We start from the raw sequence: 16295 nt of genomic DNA on the forward strand, positions 1-16295 counted from the left end.
ATCAGTAAATTTTCACCATGAAAGTAATCCTCGTTCCAATAGACTTCTCGGAGACATCGCGTAATGCTGCCCGTTTTGCCCTTGCAATGGCCTCTGGTATTATAGATTCCAGGCTGATATTTTACCATGTATTCAGTAAAGTACCTGCAGGTTCTGACGGTACGCCGGTACAGAATGACCGGGAAAGCCGAAAAAAAATTGTGGAAACGGCACTGCAAAATTTTGTAACAGAATTATCCCCTTCTGATTCCGTGGAAATTGTGGCTGAAGAAGGGGTTTCCTTAACAGATACCCTGGTTCGCTACGTAAGGCACCATGAAGCTGACCTGGTAGTAATGGGACTTACAGGCGCTACCCGGCTGGAACAGTTGCTGATGGGCAGTAATGCGCTGAACATGGCACTCGAGGCAGTTTGCCCCGTATTGATCGTGCCCCCTGATGCACAATACACCGGCATAAAAAATATATTGTTTGCAACAACACTAAAAGAGGTGAGTACCCACACACCTATTAAACAACTTAAGCAACTCCTGTCCTTCTTCAGGGCAAACCTGCATATTGTAAATGTTGACGTTGACCATTATGTTGAACTTACCGACGAATACAAAAAAGAGAGGGCTGAAATGCAATCTTTGCTTGCAGATTTTTCACCTGAATTCTATTTTATCAGGATCATGGATTTTGTAGACGCAATCAATACTTTCGCAGCGGATTTTAAAATTGACCTTATTATTACAGTTCCCAGGAAACATAGTTTTTTATCCTCTCTTTTCAACCAAAGCAGTACCAAAAAATTGCTTTACCATACCCATGTTCCGTTGGTTGCCATCAGGGAGTAACAGGTTAACTGGATCATTAATGGTTCCGGTAGGTTTTAACATACAGGAATAACTACCTTGTACCCCGGACTTTTTTACTAAATCCCCATTTAGTTACCAATCTGTTTTTATGCCTAAAGAAATAACGTTTGCATCAGTTACCAGTGAAATTGGTACCCTCCGAAGACTTTTAGTGCATAGCCCGGATAGCGGTATCGGAAAAGTTGTTCCTTCAAAGGCGCAGGACTGGCTTTTTGAAGATATCGTTCACCTCGATACCATCCGCCGGAAAGAGTATGACTTCTATACCAAGATCCTGTTGTACTTCCTGGACCCGGTAAAGATTAAAGGCAGGCTGAAGGATATTGATGCCGAAGCAGCTGACAGGAATTTTTATAAACCAGGGCATCCGGATTTCTTCCGGTCAGATAAAGTAATTGAACTGCAATGGCTGCTGGAAGAAATCCTGGAAAACCGCGAAATCAGGTTAACCCTGGTAGCTTCTGTTTGTGCAGTGGAAGGCTGCTCCTACCAGGTGCAGCAGGACCTGCTGAATTACCACCCATCAGACCTGGCAAAAATATTTATCAGCGGTACCGATTCTGATACCACCATGCTGTTCGCCCCCATCCCCAATTTCATTTTTACCAGGGATATCGGTATTACCATCAATAACCATATTCTCCTGAATAAACCAGCTAAAAAGGCCCGCACCAGGGAAGCCCTGCTGATGCGTTATATTTTCTTCAACCACCCTTTATTTGCCGACCTGCGCGATAATATTATTGAACTTCCCGACACCCACCAGCATTTCCTGCTGCCCAGGGAAGGGGACGACAAAAAAGTTACACTGGAAGGTGGCGATGTAATGGTGGTCAGCAAAGATCATGTGCTGATTGGCGTTAGTGAAAGGACCAGCCTGGAAGCCGCACACCAGGCCGTACATGCACTTTTTGAAAAAAACGTGGTGAAGAAAATATCTATTGTAAAGATTCCCAAGAAGCGAGATTACATGCATATTGATACTGTTTTCACACAGGTAAAAAGAAATGTCTGGGTGATGCTCGGCGCCTTCTCCAAAAAATCTATTAAGAAAGAAGATGCCGATATCGTGCAACGTATCCTTGAAGGGAAAAAGGATGATAATAAAATAAGGATTATCCAATTCAGGAAAAAGGATATCGAAAACCCTGTATATTTTGATAACCTGGAAGACCTGCTTACGGATATCAGCAGGAATGATTTAAACAGCGAAGAAAAAGTAAAATTCATTTATTCCGGCAACAACGAATTCCCTTTCGATGCCCGTGAACAATGGACCGACTCCTGCAATGTATTGGCGCTGAAAGAAGGCGTGGTATTGGGTTACGACCGCAATGACAAAACAGCCGACGCTTTCCGGGCAGCTGGTTTTTCGGTTATACCAGCCGGTGAATTACTGGAACAGCTGGAAAATGGCAGTGCCACTACTGAAGGCCTGAAAAATTGCCTTATCCTTATGCCATCCGCAGAATTATCGCGGGCAAGGGGTGGCTTTCACTGTATGAGCATGCCTATATTAAGGGACCCAATTGATTAAATTATTGCCATGCAATCAACCTCCAACATTTTAATGATCCGGCCGGTAAACTTCAGCTTCAATGCTGAAACTGCCGTGAATAATGCCTTCCAGGTGAAGGGCCAGGACCTGGATGCACAAAATAAAGCCAGGAAGGAATTTGATGGTTTTGTTACTAAGCTGCAGCACCATGGCATTAATGTGCTGGTGGTCAACGATACTCCTGAACCATATACACCGGATTCAATTTTTCCCAATAACTGGGTGAGCTTCCATGAAGATGGCACAGTTATATTGTACCCGATGTTTGCTGCAAACCGCAGGGCAGAAAGGAAACAACATGTGCTGGACAATATCTATCTCCGTTTTACAAAGCATAAACTGATTGACCTGACTGCCGGGGAAGCCAGCAATCATTTCCTGGAAGGAACCGGCAGCATGGTTTTGGACCGTGAAAACCGGATTGCATATGCATGCCTGTCGCCACGGACAGATAAAAAACTGGTAGAAGAATTCTGTACCCGCATGCACTACAGTCCTGTTACATTTTTTGCGCGCGACCAGAAGGGCCAGGAAATTTACCATACCAATGTAATGATGTGCGTCGCCGACAAGTATGTGGTGATCTGCCTGGCATCCATAACCGATGAAGCTGATAAAGCCAGGGTATTGAAAGCCATCAAAGACAGCAACAAGGCAGTAATAGATATTACCCCTGGCCAGATGAATTCCTTTGCCGGCAATATGTTGCAGGTGCAGAACAATGAAGGGGAAACTTACCTGGTCATGAGTTCCCAGGCTTTCCATTCATTAACAGCAGCACAGGTAAAAGAACTGGAGGCCTATAACCAAATCATCCATTCAGATATATCAACTATTGAAACCAATGGCGGGGGAAGCGCCCGTTGTATGATGGCTGAAATATTCCTGCCGGAACAATCATCCCTTTAACCGATCCAGGTTGTTACGGAAATCCCCTGGTGCATAACCCAACCGGGTCTTTGCTTTTTCAATGGTAAAACCAGTCCTTGCCGGCCTCTTTCCGGGTTGTGAGAAATTGTTAGCGGTCACCCTTTCAATAAGCGATTTATCCAGGTTGAATTTTTCCGCAATGGCATGGGCCATCTGGTAAGGGGTGAGCAGGTCTTCACCAGATAAATGCCAGATGCCGGTTGCTTTTTGTTCAATGACCAGAACAATGCCATTCACCAGGTCCTGCACCCAGGTTGGTGTCCTCCATTGGTCATCCACTACTTTAATGGCCTTACCTGTTTCCAGGCTACTTTTCACCCAACTGAATAAATTTTGCCGGCCAGCCTCTACCGGTAACCCGTATACCAGGCAGGTCCTTATAATCGCCCAGGGAATTTCTGCTGTCTCCACGATAGCTTCCGCTTCTACTTTTGTTTGCCCATACCAGCTGATTGGTTTTACCGGGTCTGTTTCACTATACAGTCCGGTTTCCCCATCAAAAACAAAATCGGTGGATAGAAAGACAAAGAATTTGCTGTAAGCTTCAGCATCCAGCAGCAGGCGCGCGGTGGCCTCTACATTTAATGCATGGGCCTCTTTCTGGTTTAATTCACAGTCATCTACCTGGGTCATCGCTGCACAGTGCACAATACAATCGGGTTGTTCTTTTGCCAGGATGGACTGTACTTCAAAAGGATGTGTCAGGTCTGCGGAATAGTAAGAAAACTGATCCGATTGAACCTTGAAACGCTGGTCTCCCTTTCCAAGGGCAACAACTGTATATCCCTTTTTTAATAATATTTGAACAAGGTTTTGTCCAACCATTCCATTCGCACCTGTTATTACTATTTTTTGCATATCTCTGCTTTTATGTCCCTGCTTCCTGCCAAATGAAAGGAACCTGAAAAAAAATTCCCAAAAACTAACAAATGTAAGCAACGATACAACGCCCTGTTTTACTGGCATTCCGGAAAAAAAATGCTAAACAGCCAATTTCCTGAAAACACGTATTGGGGTTGTTCCCTTCATAATCAGGGCAAATCCTTATTTTTGGCGCGCATAATCAATCCTTTTGTCAGGATTACTAAGCTTGCCAGCCATTATAAGCTTGTTAAAACAAACTAATTTAATTCAATGAATGACAGCAAGGTCACAAAAATTGGCGTATTAACTTCAGGTGGTGATGCTCCCGGTATGAATGCAGCGGTTAGGGCAGTAGTGCGTACGGGACTTTACCACGGTCTGGAAGTTCATGGCGTGTTGAGAGGATATAGCGGGATGGTGGATGATGATATATTTCAAATGGAGTCACGCTCTGTGGCTAATATTATCCAGCGCGGCGGAACTATATTAAAAACTGCACGGTGTAAAGAATTTTTTGAATACGAAGGCCGGTTGAAAGCCTACGAAAACCTGAAGAAAAGAGGTATAAACGGATTGGTTATAATTGGTGGCGATGGCAGTTTCAATGGTGCCCTGAAATTCAGCAAGGAATTCGACATACCCTGCGTCGGTATCCCCGGCACAATTGATAAGGATATTGCAGGAACTGATTTTACAATCGGGTTCGACACCGCTGTAAACACAGCTGTTGAAGCAATTGACAAGATCAGGGACACTGCAGATGCACACGACCGGTTGTTCATTATCGAAGTAATGGGCCGTGATGCTGGTTATATTGCCTTACACAGCGGAATCGCCACAGGCGCAGAACACATACTTATCCCGGAGCGCAAGACAGATATCGACAGCGTTGTAGAAAGCCTGCTCGAAAAAGAAAAGCGCAAAAAACTGGTTAACCTGATTGTTGTTGCCGAAGGCGATGAATTTGGCGGCGCAGAAGAAGTTGCCAAACACGTTAAGTCGAAATTACCTAACGTTGACACAAGGGTTTGTATCCTTGGGCATATCCAGAGAGGCGGTTCTCCTACCTGCCTGGACAGGCTTATTGCCAGCAGGATGGGTTACCATGCGGTTGAATCTTTAATGACCAACAGGCACAATGTTATGGTAGGCATCCAGAACAATAAAATGCATTATACCCAACTGGAATATGCAGTAAAGGCCAAACAAAAAATTAATGAAGAGTGGATGAAGATCGTTAAGATCCTGGCATCCTGATACCAATAAGCAAGCAACGAAATAGAAAAATATGTCTAAACACGCTTCGAAATACCTGCACCAGGAAATGGATAAAGAAGCAGGAATTCAACATGCTTTCAAAAGAACAAAAATTGTAGCAACTGTTGGCCCCGCCTGTGATACTTATGACCAATTATTAGCACTGGTTAGAGCCGGGGTGAATGTTTTCCGTTTGAATTTCTCCCATGGATCCCATGAAGACAAAGCGGCAATTATTGAACATATCCGGAATATCAACAAAACTGAACCTTATAATATTGCCATCCTTGGCGATTTGCAGGGTCCGAAATTAAGGGTGGGTGAAATTGAACACAACAAACTACATGTAAAGGAAGGTGATATCCTCACTTTCACCAATACAAAATGCATTGGCACCCTGGAGAAAATTTATGTTAGTTACCCCAACCTCCACCAGGACGTTGTTGTTGGGAACAGGATTTTTATTGACGATGGCAAGATTGAAGTGGAAGTTGTTGAAATCACCAAAAGCAACGACGTAAAAGTAAAAGTAACCCTGGGCGGCAACCTCTCTTCCAAGAAAGGTATTAACCTGCCGGATACTAAAATATCACTGCCTGCATTAACCGAAAAAGACCTGGTTGACCTCGATTTTATTATCAAACAAAAACTCGACTGGGTTGCGCTTTCTTTTGTTAAGCGCGTGGATGACCTGCGTGAACTGCGTTCTATACTGAACAGGCACCAGAGCAAGACAAAAGTCATTTCTAAAATCGAAATGCCTGAAGCGATTACCAACCTCCGCGACCTGATTATTGAAAGCGACGGTGTGATGATTGCCCGCGGTGACCTGGGTATTGAGATCCCCATGGAACAGGTTCCCCTGATCCAGAAAGATATTATCCGCAAATGTATGCACAGGGCGAAACCGGTTATCGTTGCTACCCAGATGATGGAGAGCATGATTGACCGTGTAAAACCCAACAGAAGCGAGGTTACGGATGTGGCAAATGCAGTGCTTGAAGGCGCTGATGCTGTTATGCTTAGCGGTGAAACCGCAACCGGGCAACACCCGGTGCTGGTTATCGAAACCATGAGCAAGATCATCGGTGAAATTGAAAGGAAGGCTTATAACTTCAACCGCGAGGAGGACTTAACCCCCCAACCACACTCCCCTTCTTTTTTAAGCGATGCTATTTGCTATAATGCCTGCAAGATGGCCAAGGATGTAAATGCTGAAGCCCTGGTGGGTATGACGCAAAGTGGCTATACCGCATTTATGCTGTCGAGCTACCGCCCTAAATCTCCTTTATATATTTTCACCAAGGAAAGGACCCTGGTTAACCAATTAAGCCTTAGCTGGGGTGTTCGTGCCTTCTTTTATGAAGAAGAAGAAAGCCTTGACGACATCATTTCTGACCAGATCGAAATCCTCAAGGAAAGGGGATTCATTAAAAGCAAGGACGTTGTAGTCAGCACTGGCAGCACTCCTGTTAATGAGCACTTGCCGACGAATGTGTTGAAGATTACGAAGATAAAGTAGGTGAGCGGTAAACCGTAAGCGGTGAGCGGTGGGGTCATGGATATGCAGGCAGAAAAATAAAATGTAAAACTCAAATAAAAAAGCTACCGGAAAATCCGGTAGCTTTTTTATTTCGAATTACCGCTCACCGCTTACTGCTTACCGCTCACCGCTCACCTCCCTCACCAACGCCTCCACCTCTTCCGGGTCCACCCCATACGTCCCCCCTTCCTCATGGATGTTACCATTCCGGTATGACATGGCACTCGCTACTTTTTTACGGGCGGAACTATGGAACTCAGTTAGTCCCGTTGCTGCTGCCAATGCTTTTATATTGCCCGACCTGATGCCCGATCCCGGCAAAATGGTAATCCTGCCATCTGCTGCCGCAACACAGGCTTTAATCAGCTCAATCCCTTCTATGGCTGTATCTGCAGCCCCGGATGTGAGTATCCTGTTGCAGCCACATTGAATAATATCTTCCAAAGCCTTCAGGGGTTCACGGCTATGGTCAAACGCCCTGTGGAAGGTTACTTCCATGGGATAGGCCAGTTCTACCAGCCTGGAAATCTTCGGGATATCTACATTTCCATCTTTGTCCAGCATGCCAAACACAACACCATCCATTCCTGTTTCGCGGCATAACAGGATATCCTGTTGTATTATCGCATACTCTTCATCGGTATACAGGAAGTCCCCGCCCCTGGGCCTGATTATCGGGAATATTGGAATACTTACCGCTTTCCGGGCGGCCTTCATCATGCCATAGGAAACGGTCGTACCACCTTCGAGCGGGTTTGCACAGAGCTCTATCCGCCCGCCGCCTGCTTTTTCTATTAATCGGCAACTGCCAATATCAAATGCTATTATTTCGAACAGGAAAGCCATTACTGCTGGTTTTAATATGATTATTTGAAGGTGAAATGTACTGCATTTCAGGATGCAATTCAGTACTTTTAGCAATCCTAATTATATCGTATAACACAACATTTCATGAGAAAAACTTTTATTTTACTGGCCGCACTTTTCAGCATTTTAAATGCAAGTGCCCAAACCATCTTCCAGCAGGACTCTGCCTGGATCCGCGACAATTACACCAAGAAGGAACTGTACATCCCCATGAGGGATGGCAAGAAATTGTTTACCGCCATCTATGCACCTAAGGATGGTTCCGAAAAACATCCTATCCTGATGAACAGGACACCTTATTCCTGTTACCCTTATGGCGAGCAAAATTTCCGCGCGATGTGGAACAGCCACTGGCGGTATTACCTGCGTGAAGGATATATTATCGTTATCCAGGATGTTCGTGGCAGGTGGATGAGTGAAGGTGAATTTGTAGATGTGCGCCCTTTTAACCCCGACAAAAAAACGCCGCAGGATATTGACGAAGCCAGCGATACTTATGATGCTATCGACTGGCTGGTGAAAAACCAACCCAACAATAATGGGAATGTTGGCGTTTTTGGCATTTCCTATCCGGGCTTTTATTCTACCATGGCTGCTGCAAGTGGCCACCCTGCTTTGAAAGCAGTAAGTCCGCAGGCTCCGGTAACAGAATGGTTCCTTGGTGATGACTTCCATCATAACGGTGCTTTCAGCCTCGTGGATGCTATCAGTTTTTATGGCGGCGGTTTCGGTTTTCCAAGACCCGCGCCAACTATGCAGGGCCCGTCCAGCTCACTCAAACTCCCGGATAATGACAACTACCAGACTTACCTGCAGATCGGGGCCTTGCCCAACTTCATGAAACTGCTGGGCGACAGTGTAAAATTCCTGAAGGATTTGTATGCGCATCCTAATTATGATGAATTCTGGAAAGCACGTAATGCCCGGAATGCGATGTATAATATTAAACCTGCAATGCTGGTGGTAGGCGGACTTTTCGACGCCGAGGATTGCTATGGTGCCTGGAACCTTTACAAGGCTATTGAAAAACAAAACCCGTCTGCCAACAACAAACTGGTTATGGGTCCATGGCACCATGGCCAGTGGAGCGCTCCTAATGGAAGCAGTATGGGCAATGTCCGTTTTGGCAGCCGTACCTCTGAATGGTACCAGAACAATATTGAACTTCCCTTCTTCAATTTCTATTTAAAAGGCAAAGGGGAAGACCCCAAACTTGCCGAAGCTACCATCTTTTTCTCCGGGGAAAATCAGTGGAAAAAGCTGGACCAATGGCCGCCTGCCGCAATGCAGCCGACCCCGGTTTACCTGCAAAGCAATGGTACGCTCGACTGGAATAAACCTGCTGCAAAAGAGGGTTTCACAGAATACATCAGTGACCCGGCTAAACCTGTTCCTTATACGGAAGATGTGCATTTCGGCCGCACCCGCGAATACATGACCGATGACCAGCGCTTCGCCAGCCGCCGGCCCGATGTGCTGGTTTTCCAGACGCCTGTATTGACGGAAGACCTGACCCTTGCAGGCCCCATTACCGCAGACCTCAAAGTGAGCATCAGCAGCACAGACGCCGACTTTATTGTAAAAGTCATTGATGTTTTCCCCGATGACTTTAAATATGCTGAAGGCAGTACTTACCCGATGGGTGGCTACCAGATGCTGGTCCGTGGTGAAATCATGCGGGGAAAATTCAGGAAAAGCTTTGAGAACCCGGTCCCGTTCAAACCAAACACGCCTGATGAGGTGAAATATTCCTTACCGGATATTGCCCATACTTTCAAAAAAGGGCATCGCCTGATGATCCAGGTGCAAAGCAGCTGGTTCCCGCTGATGGACAGGAATCCGCAGCAATTCATGAATATTTATGAGGCGAAGGACAGCGATTTCAAAAAAGCAACGATCAGGATTTTACACAATAGCGCGAATGCATCCGCTATATACCTGCCAATAATAAAATAGCAACAGATATTTCTCAGGCAAAATCCGGGAGCACTGCTTCCGGATTTTTAGTTTACTCAAACGATTGCCTCACTGCTACTGCTGGTTTTGTAGTATTTTCCCGTCCCGAACTGTTATTGTCAAAATACCCGATATGCGAAAAATCTTATTAGCACTTTCCATTTGTTGCGGCCTCTTTGCCCAGGCGCAGGAATCACCCATTGCTATTGTACCGGAACCGGTAAGTATTGTTATGCCTGCTACTGCCGGCAGGTATTTGGTCTCCCCTGCTTCCAAAATCGGCCTGGCAGGAAAGGGACTCGAAAATTCTGCTGACTTTTTTAATGAATACCTGCAGAAAAGTTTTGGTTACAAACTCGACGTTAAGAGTCCCGGCAAAAAAACGGATATCATCCTTACATTGTCAAGGACTTCCAACCCGGTTTCCGGCGCATACACCTTATCGGTAGATACTAAAGGAATTACAATTTCGGGGCATGATGAGCTTGGTGTCTTTTATGGTATCCAGACTTTACTGCAATTGATCCCGACTGCTGAAACCAACCATACATTACCAACGCCATTTGTAAATATCAGCGACTACCCAAGGTTTGCTTACAGGGGACTGATGCTGGATGTTGGCCGGCATTTCTTTGATGTAAATTTTGTAAAGAAATATATTGACTTCCTGGCCCTGCATAAAATGAATTATTTCCACTGGCACCTAACTGATGACCAGGGCTGGCGCATCGAAATAAAAAAATACCCTAAGCTGACAGAGAAAGGCGCCTGGCGGAATGGCACCATTATCGGCAACTATCCCGGTAAAGGAAATGACAATACCCGCAGCGGCGGCTTCTATACACAGGAAGAGATTAAAGACATTGTGAAATATGCAGAGAAGCGCTATATCACTATTATCCCTGAAATAGAAATGCCGGGACATGCTTCTGCTGCCATCGCGGCCTATCCTGAACTAAGCTGCTTCCCTGATGAAGCGACCAAAACCTATTACTTTAACCCCAATAGTGCCTGGGCAGGAGATTCCACCGGGAAACAGGTTCAGCAAATCTGGGGCGTATGTAGAGATGTGTTCGTGCCTTCAGAAAATACATTTAAGTTCCTGGAAGGGGTGCTCGATGAAGTGATCGCTTTGTTTCCTTCCAAATACATTCATGTTGGTGGTGACGAATGCCCAAAGGACAACTGGAAAAGATCTGAATTCTGCCAGCAACTGATGAAGGAAAAAGGACTTAAAGATGAGCATGCCTTACAGAGTTATTTCATCCAGCGGATGGAAAAATATATCAATAGCAAAGGCCGCAGTATTATTGGCTGGGATGAAATCCTGGAAGGCGGCCTCGCACCAAATGCTACCGTAATGAGCTGGCGCGGGGAAGATGGTGGAATAGAAGCAGCTAACTCCGGCCACAATGTGGTCATGACACCAAACACTTATGTGTACTTCGATTATGCGCAATCAAAAAAAGAAGATTCGGTTGTAATTGGTGGTTACCTCCCACTGGACAAAGTTTATAATTACGAACCCCTGCCAACTGCACTGCCGGCTGACAAACAAAAGTTTATCCTGGGTGCCCAGGCCAATGTGTGGACCGAATACATGGACAACCCTTCAAAAGTGGAGTACATGATTTTCCCGCGGATGAGCGCACTGAGTGAAGTGCTCTGGAGCCAGAAAGAAAAACGCAGCTTCGCAAACTTCCAGCAAAAGCTTCCGTTACAGATAAAAAGATACCTGTTGTGGGGCATCAATTACAGCAAAGCATTCTATGAACCCCAGGCAGACGGGGCATCGGTTAAATAAATAACATAATTTCGTTCACTCAACAAATAAATATAGCCATATGAGCATGGTCGATTCATTTGAAAAAATTCCTGTTAAGATTTTCGACAACATCAAACAGGGATCTGTTTTTATTGCAAGGGAAATTGCTGCCATCATCAGGCAGAAACAGGCGGAAGGTAAAAAATGTGTACTCGGACTGGCTACCGGTTCTTCCCCAAAATCAGTATATGCCGAATTAGTGCGCCTGCACCGCGAAGAAGGACTGAGCTTTAAAAATGTCATCACCTTCAACCTCGATGAGTACTATCCTATCGATAAGGATGCCCTTCAGAGTTATAACCGCTACATGAAGGAGCAATTGTTCAACCATGTAGATATCGATCCTGCAAATATCCACATCCCCAATGGTGAATGGCCGAAAGAATTTATCAAGAAATACTGCCATGAATACGAAAGCACCATCGAAGCAGCCGGCGGGATTGATGTGCAGATCCTTGGTATCGGTAATAACGGCCATATCGGCTTCAATGAACCGGGATCAAGCCGTTTTTCACGCACCAGGCTGATTACCCTTGACAATTCAACCCGGATTGCCAATTCTTTTGAATTTGCCAATATATCGCAGGTTCCCCGCCTTGCAGTTACGATGGGTATTGATACCATAATGAAGGCCAGGAAGATTTACCTGATGGCCTGGGGACCAATGAAAGCACCGGTTATCCAGAAAGCAGTGGAGGAGCATGTAACTGAACAGATCCCGGCTTCCCTGCTGCAACAACATAATGACGCTATATATGTGCTGGATGAGAGCGCGGCCAGTGAACTGACCCGTTTCCGTTCACCATGGCTTACCGGCGATATTGACTGGAACCCAAAAATGATCAAAAAGGCAGTGGTAAGCATGGCCCTGAAACTGGGAAAGCCAGTACTGGCCCTTACCAACAGCGATTATAATGACCATGGCCTGGGCGATTTGCTGGTTGAACACGGTGATGCCTATGAGATCAACCTGCAGGTATTTTACCTGCTCAGGGACAGCATTACCGGCTGGCCTGGTGGCAAGCCCGATGTGAACATCCCGACCCATCCTGAAAGGTCTTTACCGTACCCCAAGAGAAGCCTCATTTTCTCCCCCCACCCCGATGATGATATCATTAGCATGGGGGGCACCTTCATGCGTTTGCACGACCAGGGGCATGAAGTGCATGTGGCCTACCAGACCAGCGGGAACATTGCAGTAACTGATGAATTCGTAACCCGCTTTATAGACTTTGCGGTTGGCTTTGAAGAGATTTCAGGAATAGACTCCAGTAGGTCACGCGACATCCTGGCTGAAGCGCAAAAATTCCTTTCCAGTAAAAAAACGAGCGAAAGTGATACTGCGCAGATCAGGGCCATAAAGGGACTGATTCGCCGTGGTGAAGCAAAAGCTACCTGCCGTTATGTGGGCATAAAAGACGAACATATCCATTTCCAGAACCTTCCCTTTTATGAAACCGGGCGGGTAGAGAAAAAACCAATGGGTGAAGAAGATGTGCAGCTTACTGTTGAATTATTAAAGCAGGTAAAGCCACACCAGATTTTCGCTGCGGGCGACCTTGCAGACCCGCATGGCACACACAAGGTTTGCCTGGATGTTATTTTCGAATCTATGCGCAGGCTGAAAGCTTCCGGCGAAGAGTGGGTTAAAGATTGTTGGGTTTGGCTCTATAAAGGCGCATGGCAGGAATGGAATATTGAAGAAATTGAAATGGCAATACCCATGAGTCCGGACCAGGTGATGAAAAAGCGTTTCGGCATATTTATCCACCAGTCGCAGAAAGATATGGTTCCTTTTCAGGGTTCAGATTCGCGCGAATTCTGGCAAAGGGCCGAAGACAGGAATGGCAATACGGCAAAGCTTTACGCACAACTGGGATTAACACAGTATGCTGCGATGGAAGCTTTTGTAAGGTGGCACTATTGATTATCAATGCTTAAAATCGTTTAATTCGCAAATTCCGGTTCCGGGAATTTGGAAAATAAATGGGGTTTCCCTTATCTTTGCACTCCCTTAACGGGAACGGCTCCGTAGCTCAACTGAATAGAGCATCTGACTACGGATCAGAAGGTTTCAGGTTTGAATCCTGACGGAGTCACATAGAACAGGAAAGGCTTTCAAGAGATTGGAAGCCTTTTTCATTTCTAACTTTCCGGCACGATTCCGACATTTCTGCCATTTATTTCATTTTACAAATCCTGACATATACAATAAATGCCATCTATTTAAAGGTGTTTTCCAGGTAACCCTACCTGAAGCTTGCCTTTATAGATTCGAACTTATTATTTTAGATGATCTCTTATATTGCTTAAAACCTTAGCCATGTATCAAATCAACATCTATGCCGGTGTAAGATTTTCCACTGACAAGGGTATATGTGATGCGATAGAAGAGCATAGCGTAAAGGTAGCCATGCTTCTGAATTTGCCAGAAGAATGGTATCTTAACCTAAACCTAATTCCAAGCGTAAACTACTTACAACTGCATTGCTGGGGAGCTTCTTCTTTGTCTTTTTAAGTTGCTTTCCTGACCAATCACAGATTTCAAGATTGGAGTCTGAAAATGCCCAATTAAAGGAAAAAATTAAAGTTCTGGAGGATAAAATAGTCAAACTAGAATTTCCGCCTATTGCAAAAAAAGCAGCAGTAAAGTCAAAAAAGAAAAAAATAAAAGCCACTGATCCGCTATTTCTCGAAGCTTCCATTCCTCAAACTGAAAATAACGCACTTGTAAAAGATCCTGCCCTCAACCTTCTACTCCAGCAACTCAACCTACACCAAGGCAAGCTTCAGCAAGGTCAAGCCAATTATCGGGGCATTGCAATGCAATTACTAAAAAAGGAACAAGGTGTATCAGAAGCGCCAGGTCAGGAGGATATTGCTTGCTGGCAATATGGTGGATAAAAACAGCCTCAGGTGAAAACAGCCAGGCCATCAGGAAAAAATGAGTAATTAATATTCGTAAATGGCCTCCAGCAATAAAACCATGTTTCGCCCTACTTATATCACTGTCCTTACTTTTAACAAACTTGAGGTGTTCCCAATTGACATATATATGATTTTGGAATTTTGATGGCCGCCAATTATCTTGCCGGAATAAACCGTTCACTTGAAAATGCAATCCCCCGTATTTCTGGCCTTATTGTTTTTTTCTTTATCAGCCATGCTGGTCAGTTCCTGTAAGAAAGAAAAGCAACCTGCTATTGCAACACCGGGTATTTATATGAAACTAGATAGTCTTTATCGTGCTTTTCCTGATAACGATAGGGCAACTCGCAACGAGTTGGCAGGTGTTTACACACTTACCATTGCTGCAGCAGAAGAACCAAGGGAAATCAGCATCACCTTATATTCAAACCAGTGGAATTTTGATTCTGGAAAAGTGTATCATACTGCGGTCCCGGAGTTACCAGGTGTAACTAATTCTATCCTTTATTGTCCGGATGCCCCGGTGTACTACGATTGCGCTGAATCAGTTCCGCCATCCTGGCAGAAACCGCAGCTTACCGTCAGCATCACTGAATCAAATACTGAATATGTAAAAGGAACTTTCAGTGGATTTATATTCTTAAAGTCTTTAACTGGAACCAGAAAGAAATCAACAATCACTGACGGTCGCTTTTATGTGCGTTTCCCTCATTAATTAATTACGTATATTGTATATGAAAGCAGGATCAGGCTTGAAAGGCTAGTCCTTCTTTTCTATTTCACCCTACTTATAACGTCGACCGGTATCCGGTTTCTTGGGCTTCAATGCTGCAAGCGGTGAATGCTCACTGATCATCATACAGTCAAATTCCTTTATGTTATCCTGACCAAGCTTTTGGCATGCCAGAGCATAATAATGCTGGTGGGGCCAATCAATATCATCCACATTGAGCTGCTTTACGCCCCTGATCTCTTTGCCGGTGGAAAGGGTTATGGTGATGTAGCAGAGAGGTATAGGGTAAAGGTAGGATAATATGGCACTTAAATTGAAGACGGCGATGCTTTGGGGAATCCCTTATTTCCGGGGGTGGTAAATAGGGAACGAAATACTGTTAACCTGACGGAGTCACCAAATAGCAAAGGGTTTCATGAAAATGAAACCCTTTTTCTTTTGCAGGCAACCTCCTGTTGTTATTGTACGTTACCGGGTAGTACGACTTGTTTTATTTAATTACCTCCAATTTATTTTTATGAACAAGATTAATTATCCGGGGCTGGCTACTTTAATCCTTACCAGCCTGGTATTAGGATTATCCTGTAGCAAAAGCAGTGGCACTAACGGCTATAACAACACCCCTACTGGTGGTGGCGCAACCGGAGCTACTATTACAATCAGCGGCATGACATTTACACCTGCTTCAAAAACTGTTGCCAAGGGAACCGTTGTTAAATGGACAAACAGTGATACTTACGCACACACCGCAACGTCTAATGATGGAATGACTTTCGACAGCGGGAATATTGCAGGGGGCAGCAGTTATTCTTACACGGCAAATACTGTCGGCACATTTGACTACCATTGTACCATTCATGGCACAGCTATGGCCGGTACCCTCACAGTTTCACCTTAATACCTGCCATGAACCAAATAGTGCATACCTGTTGATGCCAGCCCGCTTTAAATATTTATTTAACTATTGATGAGTA

At 44.9% G+C, this 16295-nt stretch carries 13 protein-coding genes and 1 tRNA gene; 12 read left to right on the forward strand and 2 right to left on the reverse strand.

Features of this window, described 5'->3' with window-relative positions:
• Nucleotides 1-17 precede the first annotated feature (17 nt).
• The 3 genes from LAQ65_RS04580 to ctlX all read left to right on the forward strand — a co-directional run bounded on the left by LAQ65_RS04580 (nucleotide 18) and on the right by ctlX (nucleotide 3327).
• A complete protein-coding gene (locus tag LAQ65_RS04580) occupies nucleotides 18-839 on the forward strand; it encodes a universal stress protein (protein ID WP_224115760.1) in 822 nt (273 codons plus the stop codon).
• Between the two features lie 109 nt (nucleotides 840-948).
• Nucleotides 949-2397, forward strand: coding sequence for an arginine deiminase family protein (locus LAQ65_RS04585; RefSeq protein WP_224115761.1), 1449 nt, complete (start codon nucleotides 949-951; stop codon nucleotides 2395-2397).
• Between the two features lie 9 nt (nucleotides 2398-2406).
• Nucleotides 2407-3327, forward strand: coding sequence for a citrulline utilization hydrolase CtlX (gene ctlX, locus LAQ65_RS04590; RefSeq protein ID WP_224115762.1), 921 nt, complete (start codon nucleotides 2407-2409; stop codon nucleotides 3325-3327).
• Here ctlX and LAQ65_RS04595 read toward each other — a convergent pair.
• Nucleotides 3316-4206: an SDR family oxidoreductase gene (locus tag LAQ65_RS04595; protein WP_224115763.1), complete on the reverse strand. Its 891-nt coding sequence runs from the start codon at nucleotides 4204-4206 to the stop codon at nucleotides 3316-3318. The two genes, ctlX and LAQ65_RS04595, sit on opposite strands and share 12 nt — an antisense overlap.
• A gap of 276 nt (nucleotides 4207-4482) precedes the next feature.
• Between LAQ65_RS04595 and pfkA the strand changes: the two genes are divergently transcribed.
• Both pfkA and pyk read left to right on the forward strand, forming a co-directional pair.
• Nucleotides 4483-5469, forward strand: coding sequence for a 6-phosphofructokinase (pfkA, locus tag LAQ65_RS04600; RefSeq protein ID WP_224115764.1), 987 nt, complete (start codon nucleotides 4483-4485; stop codon nucleotides 5467-5469).
• Between the two features lie 31 nt (nucleotides 5470-5500).
• Nucleotides 5501-6991 carry a pyruvate kinase gene (gene pyk / locus LAQ65_RS04605; protein WP_224115765.1) on the forward strand — a complete coding sequence of 497 codons (1491 nt, stop codon included), beginning with the start codon at nucleotides 5501-5503 and terminating at the stop codon, nucleotides 6989-6991.
• Nucleotides 6992-7129: 138 nt separating this feature from the next.
• On the opposite strand, the gene LAQ65_RS04610 is transcribed toward pyk, so the two are convergent.
• Nucleotides 7130-7858: a copper homeostasis protein CutC gene (locus tag LAQ65_RS04610; RefSeq protein WP_224115766.1), complete on the reverse strand. Its 729-nt coding sequence runs from the start codon at nucleotides 7856-7858 to the stop codon at nucleotides 7130-7132.
• Between the two features lie 105 nt (nucleotides 7859-7963).
• Between LAQ65_RS04610 and LAQ65_RS04615 the strand changes: the two genes are divergently transcribed.
• The 7 genes from LAQ65_RS04615 to LAQ65_RS04645 all read left to right on the forward strand — a co-directional run bounded on the left by LAQ65_RS04615 (nucleotide 7964) and on the right by LAQ65_RS04645 (nucleotide 16219).
• A complete protein-coding gene (locus LAQ65_RS04615) occupies nucleotides 7964-9835 on the forward strand; it encodes a CocE/NonD family hydrolase (RefSeq protein ID WP_224115767.1) in 1872 nt (623 codons plus the stop codon).
• 133 nt (nucleotides 9836-9968) lie between these two features.
• Nucleotides 9969-11639, forward strand: coding sequence for a beta-N-acetylhexosaminidase (locus LAQ65_RS04620; protein WP_224115768.1), 1671 nt, complete (start codon nucleotides 9969-9971; stop codon nucleotides 11637-11639).
• A gap of 40 nt (nucleotides 11640-11679) precedes the next feature.
• The gene (gene nagB, locus LAQ65_RS04625; RefSeq protein WP_224115769.1) at nucleotides 11680-13587 is read left to right on the forward strand and encodes a glucosamine-6-phosphate deaminase; all 1908 of its coding nucleotides are present in this window, start codon (nucleotides 11680-11682) and stop codon (nucleotides 13585-13587) included.
• 98 nt (nucleotides 13588-13685) lie between these two features.
• Nucleotides 13686-13759 (forward strand) — tRNA-Arg (locus tag LAQ65_RS04630).
• Nucleotides 13760-14147: 388 nt separating this feature from the next.
• Entirely contained in the window at nucleotides 14148-14564 is a 417-nt protein-coding gene (locus LAQ65_RS04635) for a hypothetical protein (protein ID WP_224115770.1), read from the forward strand.
• Between the two features lie 211 nt (nucleotides 14565-14775).
• Nucleotides 14776-15303: a hypothetical protein gene (locus LAQ65_RS04640; RefSeq protein WP_224115771.1), complete on the forward strand. Its 528-nt coding sequence runs from the start codon at nucleotides 14776-14778 to the stop codon at nucleotides 15301-15303.
• A gap of 535 nt (nucleotides 15304-15838) precedes the next feature.
• Nucleotides 15839-16219: a plastocyanin/azurin family copper-binding protein gene (locus LAQ65_RS04645; RefSeq protein WP_224115772.1), complete on the forward strand. Its 381-nt coding sequence runs from the start codon at nucleotides 15839-15841 to the stop codon at nucleotides 16217-16219.
• Nucleotides 16220-16295: the final 76 nt, after the last annotated feature.

This window comes from Flavihumibacter profundi, assembly GCF_020076305.1.
GTDB lineage: Bacteria > Bacteroidota > Bacteroidia > Chitinophagales > Chitinophagaceae > Flavihumibacter > Flavihumibacter profundi.